Raw genomic sequence first — 8274 nt, forward strand, 5'->3', positions numbered from 1 at the left:
CGGCCGCCACCACGACCATCAGTACCACGGCGGCCGATGATGTCGATGCCGCTGACGATCCCGCCCTGGACCCGGGCCGGCGGCTGTCCCCGCGACGGGCGGCCGCCCTGTCCGGACTCGCCATCCTGGGCACCGGCGGAATCAACGCGACGGTCACGCTGTGCGTCCTGCTCTGTCCGGCGGTGGTCCTCGTGTTCGCCGGCGGCACCCGCCGGGCCTGGGCGCTGCGGGCTTGGTGGGTCGTCGCCGTCATCCTCGCCTCGGCCTGGTGGCTGCTGGCGCTGATGGTGCAGGGCCGCTACGGGCTGAACTTCCTCGCGTTCACCGAGACCGCCCAGACGACCACGGCGACGACGTCGGTGGCGGAAGCCCTGCGCGGCGCGACGGACTGGCTGGCGTATGTCCAGTTACCCAGGCCCTGGCTGCCGGCCGCCACCGAGTACGTGTCCCGGCCGGTGCCGATCATCGGATCGGCAGCCGTGGCGGCGATCGGGCTGTGGGGGCTGTCCCGGGCCGATCTGCCCGCCCGCCGGTTCCTGCTGGTGACGTTGGCCGCCGGCACGGTCTCGGTGGCCGCGGCCTATCCGGGGCATCCGGGCAGCCCGCTGGCGGGCGTGGTGCGGGACCTGCTCGGTGACCAGCTGGGCTTTCTGCGCAACGTCTACAAGTTCCAGCCGGTGGTGCGCCTGCCGATAGCCCTGGGGATCGCGCACGCCCTGACGGTCCGACCTGTCAGTCTCGCCGCCCGTGTGCGGAGATGGACGACCCGCGAGGCTTCCCGCCGGCACGGCAGGACCGCGGACATGATCGTGGCCGCCGCGGTGAACGTCCCCGTCGTGCTGACCGTGGCCGCGCTGGTCTGCGGCATGACGCCAGCGCTCGCCGGCAGGGCGCTGCAGCCCCGGCCGTTCGCCCGGGTGCCCGACTACTGGGTGGCCGCCGCGGACTGGCTGGCCGCCCATCCCCAGGACGGCCGGGCCCTGGTGCTGCCCGGCTCGCCGTTCGCCGAGTACGAGTGGGGCCGGCCGCTCGACGAGCCGCTGCAGTGGCTGGCCCGCACGCCGTGGGGGGTCCGCGGCCTGATCCCGCTCGGTGGCACGGGCGTGACCCGGCTGATGGACGGCATCGAGCACCAGCTCGCCACCGGGTCCGCCGCGGGCCTCGCCCCGGCACTGGCCCGGGCCGGGATCGGCCAGATCCTGCTCCGCAACGACCTGGAACAGAAGAACTGGGACGTCCCCCCGTCCACCGACGAGCTCCACCGGGCGTTGCGTTCCTCCGGTCTCACCCTGGCCGCCGCGTTCGGCCCGCAGGTGCCGGCGCGCGCCTCGGCGAAGGAGCGGCTCGTCCCGGAGCTGCGCAACCCGGCCGCGCGGGTACCCGCGCTGGAGGTCTGGACCGTCCCGGGCGGCGCGAAGCTTGTCGGCTCCTACCCAGCGGACACCGCCGTCGTCGTCTCCGGCGGCCCCGAGGCGACGGTGCAGCTCGCGGGGCAGGGCCTGCTGAGCAGCGACCGGGCCGCCGTGCTCGCCTCGGACCTCGCCGCGGATCGCGCCGATCCGTCCGCCGCCGTGGCGCCTTCGACGAGCCCGGCGGCGATCAAGGTTGCGCCGGGGGAGGTAATCGGCCCGACGACCGCCTGGGTCGACACGGACACCCTGACCCGGCGCGACAGCACCTTCGGACTCGTCCACGACGCCGCTTCGTACCTCCTCGGGCCCACCGGCACCGCGGTCGGCAAGACGGGGGAGCCCCACCAGTGGGCCGAGGCCGACGTCGCCGGCCACCAGACGGTCGCGGGCTACGTCGGCGGCATGTCCGTCACCGCGTCCTCCTACGGCTACGACCTGCTCGCCGCGCCGGACCTCGCGCCACCGGCGGCCGTCGACGGCTTCGCCGCGACCGCGTGGACGGCACAGCGCACGAAGGGCACGACGTCGGCCGGGCAGTGGATCCAGCTCGATGCCGGCCGGCGGATGACCGTGCCCTACCTCGACGTGCGGCTGCTGTCCGAGGGTTCGTGGCGGCCGGCCGTCGAGGCGCTGCGGGTGTCCAGCGAGGCGGGCTCGGTGGTCACCGAGGTGCGTCCGGTGGAGGACATCCAGCGCCTCGCCGTCCCAGCGGGGCCGAGCCGCTGGTACCGCATCACGTTCGCGCGGGTCGGCCAGGAGACCGACGACACCCTCGGCGCCGGTATTCGGGAGATCACCATCCCCGGGGCCACCTTCCGCCACTACGCGCAGCTCCCCACCGACGTGGCCCGGCGCTTCGCCGCGCCGGACGGGGGGCTGGTCGCCTTCTCGATGGCCCGGGAGCGGGTCGACCCGGCGCAGCCGTTCGGCGGCTCGGAGGAGCTGGCGCTGTCCCGGCGCTTCGAGGTGCCCCGGGACATGACCTTCACGATGAGCGGCTCGGCGAGCTTCATCCCCCCGCCGCGGGGGACACCCCCAGCAGGTGATACTCCGTTGCTGATCGACTGCGGCCAGGGCCCCACTCTGGTCGTCGACGGGACCCGTTACCCCCTGCGGATCTCCGGCCGGGACAGCGACGTCACCTCGGTGCGGCCGGTGCGGGTGTCGCTGTGCACCGACGGCGGCACGCTGCGGCTCTCGGCGGGGCCGCACCTGCTCGGCGTCGACCAGGGACCGACCTCCATCCTCGTCGACGCGATCGCGTTGGTCGGATCGGGCGCCCAGGTGAGCGCGGCCACGCCGCGGGCGACGACGGTGCACGAGTGGACGGCGGAACACCGGACGGTCCAGATCGGCGCCGGTGACCGCGCCTTTCTCGCCGTCCGGGAGAACGCCAACTCCTCGTGGACGGCGAAGCTGAACGGCGTGGCGTTGACCCCGCTGCGCCTCGACGGCTGGCAGCAGGGCTGGATCGTCCCGGCCGGCACCGGCGGCACGATCGTCATCGACAACGCGCCCGGTGCGGAATACCGCCGCAACCTCGTGGTGGGGCTGTTGCTGGTCGTGGTGCTGGTCGTGCTCGCCGTGCTGCCCGCCCGGTTCCGGCTACGGCCACGATCCGACGAGAACGGCTATCCGGCGCTGCTGAGGCCGCGCCGCCTGGGCCGGGCGACGGTGTCCCCGCCGGTGGCCGGTGTGGGGTGGACGGTGCTCGCCATGCTGGCGGTGGCGCTGGTGGCGGGCCCGGTGGCGCTGGCCGTACCGGTGTTCGTCCTGGTCGGTCGGCGCTGGCCCGCGGCGGGGGGCCGCTGCGCCGCGGTCGCCATGATTGGCGCGGGAATCGGGGTGGCGGCGCAGCCCGGCAGCCAGCCCGGATCCGGGCAGGGGGCGTTCGGGCCGCTGGTCCAGGTGTTCGGCGCCTTGGTCTTGGCGGCGGTGCTGGCCGCGCTGGCCGGGCGGGCCTGGGACCGTCCCGCCGGCTCGGGCGCCGGCGCCGACTTCGGCGCCCGAGCCGGGTCCGATGTCGGGCATAGGACTCGCAATCCCTATATCGACAGCAAGGGACTCGGTTAGCGTTTTCGTGGCGCCGATTGTTCGGACGTCGTCCACCGTCTGTTCCTGAGGGAGACATCCGGTCATGATCACAGCCATGCGTGCCATGCGTGCCATGCGTGCCATGCGTGCCGTGAGCGCCGTGAGTGCCGTGCGTGGAGTCCGCGTGGATGCTCTACGGCCGATCGGGGCCTCGCGCCCGGCCTGGGCCGATGCGGTGGGCGGGGATGGCGGCGCCGGCGGCACGCCGTCGGTCCTGGGCGACGGGGAGTTGGTGGAGCTGCTGGCGCGGGCGATCCACGACCGCTATCTGGAGCATGAGCTCGGTAAACGGCACGCGGCCGGATCGAGGCCCGGACTGCGGCCCTGGGCGGAGCTCTCCGAGGCGCTGCGGGAAGCCAACCGTGATCAGGCGGTTCACTACGAGACGGTGCTGCGTAACCGTGGCTGGGTGTGCACACCGGCCGAGCAGGACGTCGATCCGGCTGTCGATCCGTTTTCGCTGTCCGCCGCCGAGGTCGAGGAGCTTGCCCGGGCCGAGCACGACCGGTGGCGGCAGCACAAGGAGCGGCAGGGTTACTCCTACGGTCCGGTGCGCGAGGACCTCGGCCCGGACAAGCGTCACCCGTCCATGGTGGACTGGGAGGAGCTGACCGAAGAGGACCGTGATCGGGACCGCGACGCGATCCGGAACATGCCGGCCGTTCTGGCCCGGGCCGATCTGTGCATCACCCGGCGACCCGCCGCCGAGGCGGCTATCCGGTGAGCGGCTGACGGCCGCGACGATCGTCGGCGCATTGCCGCTGTCCGCCGATGACCCCGAAGACCTCCGCAGCCCCGCACACAGGGAACTTGGCTCTGTCGCAGATTCGGTGGTGACGGAGCCGAGAACTTGACAGCCCCCTGGGTACCGTCCCGATCAACGGTCACCTGGTTTTCCCGCCAGCTCCGTGGAAAGCATGTTCGAGGCTGCTCGTCGCGCTCCGGCCTTCGCCTGATCGTCCCGGTTGTCGGTCGGGATCGGACCGGGACCCGGATCCGGGGGAGATGCCGCCAGGTCACGGCTGGCCGCGAACAGCAGGTCCTCGCCGGTCGCCGGGCGTAGTCGCAGGTCGGCGAGCGCGCCGACCCCGACTCCGGCCCGGGCCAGGGCGGTGCGTGCGGCGGCGGGGCCGGCGCCGTAGAGGAGCGCGATCATCTCCGGGCCGGTCGGATCCGGCCGGTACACCAGGTCCGTGCGGCGCAACGCCGGGCGGGAGGTGCCGACCGGCAGGGTGAAGCGGGCGTGCGTGAGGTCATCGTCCCGGCGCCGGCGCTCCAGGCCCCGATCCGGTCCCCGACCCCGCTGCGGCGCGCGGCCTTGTTCTCCTGCTTCGGCCCGCTTCGCCGCCGGGCCGGCCAGTCGGTCGATCTCGGCGGTGACCACCCGAGCCAGCAGTTCGGCGCTGGCGTCCCAGGTGAACCCGGCAGCCCAGGCGCGGGCCGCCGCGCGCAGCTCGGCCGCCGCGGGCGGCTCGGCCAGTAGCCGTAGCGCCGCGTCGAGGGTCTTCTCCAGCGGCTCGCCCTTGTCGACCAGCCATCCCGTCGTCCCGTCCCGGACCGCGTCGCGCAGCCCCGGGACCCGGAACGCCACCGCGGGCACCCCGAGGGCGGCGGCCTCCAGTACCGACAGCCCCCAGCCCTCACCATGCGAGGGGTTGACCGTCAGCCAGGCCGAGGAAAGCAGCCGGTCGCGGGTGGCGGCATCGCTGTAGCCGTGCCAGCGCACGGCGTCACCGTCCCGCTCGGTCGTGCCTCCCGAGCCCGGAGCCGCCCCCGGGTCGGTGGTGGTCACCGCACCGGGGGTGGTCAGCCCGAGGGCAACCGCGCGGGCGGTCAGCCGTTCGCGGTCCGGGCCGTCGCCGACGATGTGGACGGTGAGCCCGGGATGCGCCCCGACCAGCGCGGGCAGCGCGTCGAGGAGCAGGTGGAGCCGCTTGTGCGGCACGAGCCGGCCGACGCACACGATGGTGGGCGTCGTCGCGGGGCCGCCATCCGAGTCTGCGGGCCCGCCATCCAAGCCTGCGGGCCCGCCGCCAGCCGGGCCCGTGAACGTGGTGGCCCCGGCGGTCGTGGTGGTCACCCCGTTGGGGACCAGGAAGCGCGGGCCGGGCAGGCCGAGGATGTCACGGGCCTCGGTGCGGGTCGAGGGGGAGACGACCACCACCGGTCGGTGCCGGTAGACCCACCGGCTGCCCGGCGCCTCCAGCAGTTGCCCCACCCGGGCGACCGGCCCGGGGAAGTACAACGGAAACTGTTTCTGATGAACGTGGTGGAGCACCTGCACGACGGGGGTGCTCGCCGGCAGCACCAGGGGGCTGAAGAACGGGATCCCGTTCTGGCAGTCGACGACGGCGTCGACGCGGTGCCTGGCCCGGCCCAGGCTGGCCAGCCGGGCGAGCACCGACGGATAGACGCCGAAGGTCCCGCCCCCGCGGCGCACCTCGACGCCGCCAACGGACTCGGCGACGGGCGGACCAGGGCGTTCACCTTCCGTGGCCCGCGAGGTCAGCAGGGTGACCCGGGCACCGGCCGCGGCGAACCGCTCGGCGATCGACTGGCAGAACAACTCCGCCCCGCCGGCCTGCGGATGCTCCCGGTCCCGCCAGTTGAGGAACACCACGTGCCGGCCGGCGAGAGTGGGCAGGTACCGGCGCTCCCGGGACCCTCCGAGGTGTGTCGATCCTCCCGGGGGCGTCACGCTGGGAGTTCCCGTCACCGGTGGCATTCCTTCCGTTTCGTTCCGCTCGCCAGGGCTTACCATGTTCGTCTGCAAGGTTCGCCTGCAACCTACCGATGTCGGAAAATCGTCGGCCACCTACCATGGCCGGTGTTCCGCTGTGGGTGATTCGACGTGTCCCGTTCCCGGTGGGGAGGCTGATGGCGAAGCCCTCGCGTGAGGCTGTGACGGGCCTGCTGGCCGGTCCGGCAGCACTGGCCGTCGCCGGCATGCTCGTCAACGGGTGCAACCTGCTGATGAACCTGATCGTCGCCCGGTCGCTGGACCCGGACTCCTACGGCGCCGTGTCGGTGCAGGTCAGCATCTTCCTGATCCTCTCGGTCGCGGGTAACGCGCTGCTGATCGCCGTGGTGCAGCACGAGACGTCCGGCCCGGGGGGCACCCGGCGCGAGCAGTGGTCCTGGATCCGGCGGCTGCGGGGCGCCTGCGGCGTCGGCATCGCGATCTCCGCGATCGTCGCGGTGGTGCTGTGCCGGCCGGTGGCCGCGCTGATGTCCTATCCGCATCCGCTCGCGATCGCCGAGGCGACCATCGGTGCCGCGTTGTGGACGCTGCTGTGCGTCGAACGCGGCCTGCTGCAGGCCAGGGGGGCCTATCCGCGCCTCGCCGTCAACTTCGTGGTCGAGGGCTTCGTCCGGATCGGCCTGGTGATCGTGCTCGTGCTGGGCGGGCTCGGGGTGAACGGCGCGGGCCTGGGCATCGTGCTCGGCGTCGTCGTCGGCGCCGAGCACGCCCGGTGGGCCGTCACGCGCACCCCGCGGCTGCCGCGCCCGCCCGTGTTCCGGCGCGGGGCGCCCGTGCTGCCTGACGACGGCACACCGCCGGCCACCGGGCCGATTCCGCTGCCGATCCCGGCGCCACGCGCCAGCGCCCGGCAGAGCGTCATCGCCGACACCACCGTCGCCCTCGGCGCGCTGATCCCCCTCGCCCTGCTGCAGAACATGGACGTCGTCATCGTCGGCTGGCTGGGCTCCTCCGGGGTCGGCGGCTACGCGGCGATCTCGACGGCCTGCAGGGTACCGGTCTTCATCGGGCTGGCGGTCGCGAACTTCCTGCTGCCCGAGGCGGCACGACGGCGCAAGGAGGGACGCCCCGCCGGGGGCACGTTGGTCGTGGCGCTGGTCTTCGTCGTCGCTCCCGGGCTCTTCCTTGCCGGGCTCGGTCTGTTCGCGGCGAAGTGGTTGATCGGACTCGTCTTCGGGGCGCATCTCACCGCCGCCGCCTCCGCGCTGTCGGTGCTCGCGCTGAGCATGACCCTGCTGGCCGTCACCCTGATGTTCACCACGTACCTGCTCGGCGCCGGGGTGCGCCGGGTCGTCGGCGTGCTCGCCGTCGCCACGGTGGCGACGGCTGGGGCGCTCGTCTCGGCCGGCGGCGGATCGATGGCCACGGCCACCGCCGCGCTCGCCGCCGAGTCGGTGACCGCACTCGCGGTCGGCCTGCTCGTGGTCCAGCTGCATCACACCGACCGCCGGTCGGCGCGGGCCGCCGAGGCGCACCGGCGGCCGGCGGGGGACATGGGGCTACCCAACCCCCAACCCGGCGAGGGGGTCCCGGCCCGGGTGTGAGGAGTTCCTCTGCCGGACGAGTCCCTGCCCACCCCGCGCGGAGAGGCCACCGCTGATGCCAGCCCAGACCCGTCCGAACGCGGACGGCGGTGAGCCCGGGTCTCCCGGGTCGTCGGGGTCTCCCGGGTCGTCGGGGTCGGTGCGTTCGCCGCTCGCCGTCACTCGCCGCCGCCTGCTTGCGACGGCCGTGGGCCTCGGCGCGACATCCGCCGGTGCCCTCGTCGCCGCGCGCCTGCTCTCCTCGTCCTCGGGCCCGACATCCTCCGGTGACCTGCCGCTGAGCCGACCCTCGGCACCGGTCGGCGGGGTCACCGTGGGGCCGTCGATGCCGGCCGGGGCGGTGGCGGGCCTGCCCAGGAACCTGCTGACTATTTACGGCGCACCCGGCACCTTCGGAAACCTCGACGACCGGTCGGCCATCGAGATTGCCGGGGTGCCGGGCTGGGGCTTCGGCCCCGGTCAG

At 73.9% G+C, this 8274-nt stretch carries 4 protein-coding genes and 1 pseudogene; 4 read left to right on the plus strand and 1 reads right to left on the minus strand.

All coding sequences use genetic code 11. The features are described 5' to 3' along the window. Both AC08OX_RS10435 and AC08OX_RS10440 read left to right on the plus strand, forming a co-directional pair. The coding region (locus AC08OX_RS10435) for an alpha-(1->3)-arabinofuranosyltransferase domain-containing protein (RefSeq protein ID WP_476607627.1) at positions 1-3485 on the plus strand (3485 nt) is incomplete at its 5' end. A 64-nt stretch (positions 3486-3549) separates the two neighbouring features. Further along, entirely contained in the window at positions 3550-4230 is a 681-nt protein-coding gene (locus AC08OX_RS10440; RefSeq protein WP_476607628.1) for a RyR domain-containing protein, read from the plus strand. 153 nt (positions 4231-4383) lie between these two features. On the opposite strand, the gene AC08OX_RS10445 is transcribed toward AC08OX_RS10440, so the two are convergent. After that, complete coding sequence (locus tag AC08OX_RS10445; RefSeq protein ID WP_476607629.1) at positions 4384-6231, minus strand: glycosyltransferase family 4 protein; 1848 nt, start codon at positions 6229-6231, stop codon at positions 4384-4386. A gap of 152 nt (positions 6232-6383) precedes the next feature. Between AC08OX_RS10445 and AC08OX_RS10450 the strand changes: the two genes are divergently transcribed. Both AC08OX_RS10450 and AC08OX_RS10455 read left to right on the plus strand, forming a co-directional pair. After that, positions 6384-7811: a lipopolysaccharide biosynthesis protein gene (locus tag AC08OX_RS10450; protein ID WP_476607630.1), complete on the plus strand. Its 1428-nt coding sequence runs from the start codon at positions 6384-6386 to the stop codon at positions 7809-7811. 55 nt (positions 7812-7866) lie between these two features. Next, a pseudogene (locus tag AC08OX_RS10455) lies at positions 7867-8274 on the plus strand (hypothetical protein); the annotation flags it as partial.

The organism is Frankia sp. CoBUL1 (assembly GCF_978021245.1).

What these genes read in the sequence shown, in the direction of transcription:
- AC08OX_RS10445 (WP_476607629.1), bottom strand. Translation starts at nt 6,231, where the DNA reads ATGCCACCGGTGACGGGAACTCCCAGCGTGACGCCCCCGGGAGGATCG.
- AC08OX_RS10440 (WP_476607628.1), top strand. Translation starts at nt 3,550, where the DNA reads ATGATCACAGCCATGCGTGCCATGCGTGCCATGCGTGCCATGCGTGCC.
- AC08OX_RS10450 (WP_476607630.1), top strand. Translation starts at nt 6,384, where the DNA reads ATGGCGAAGCCCTCGCGTGAGGCTGTGACGGGCCTGCTGGCCGGTCCG.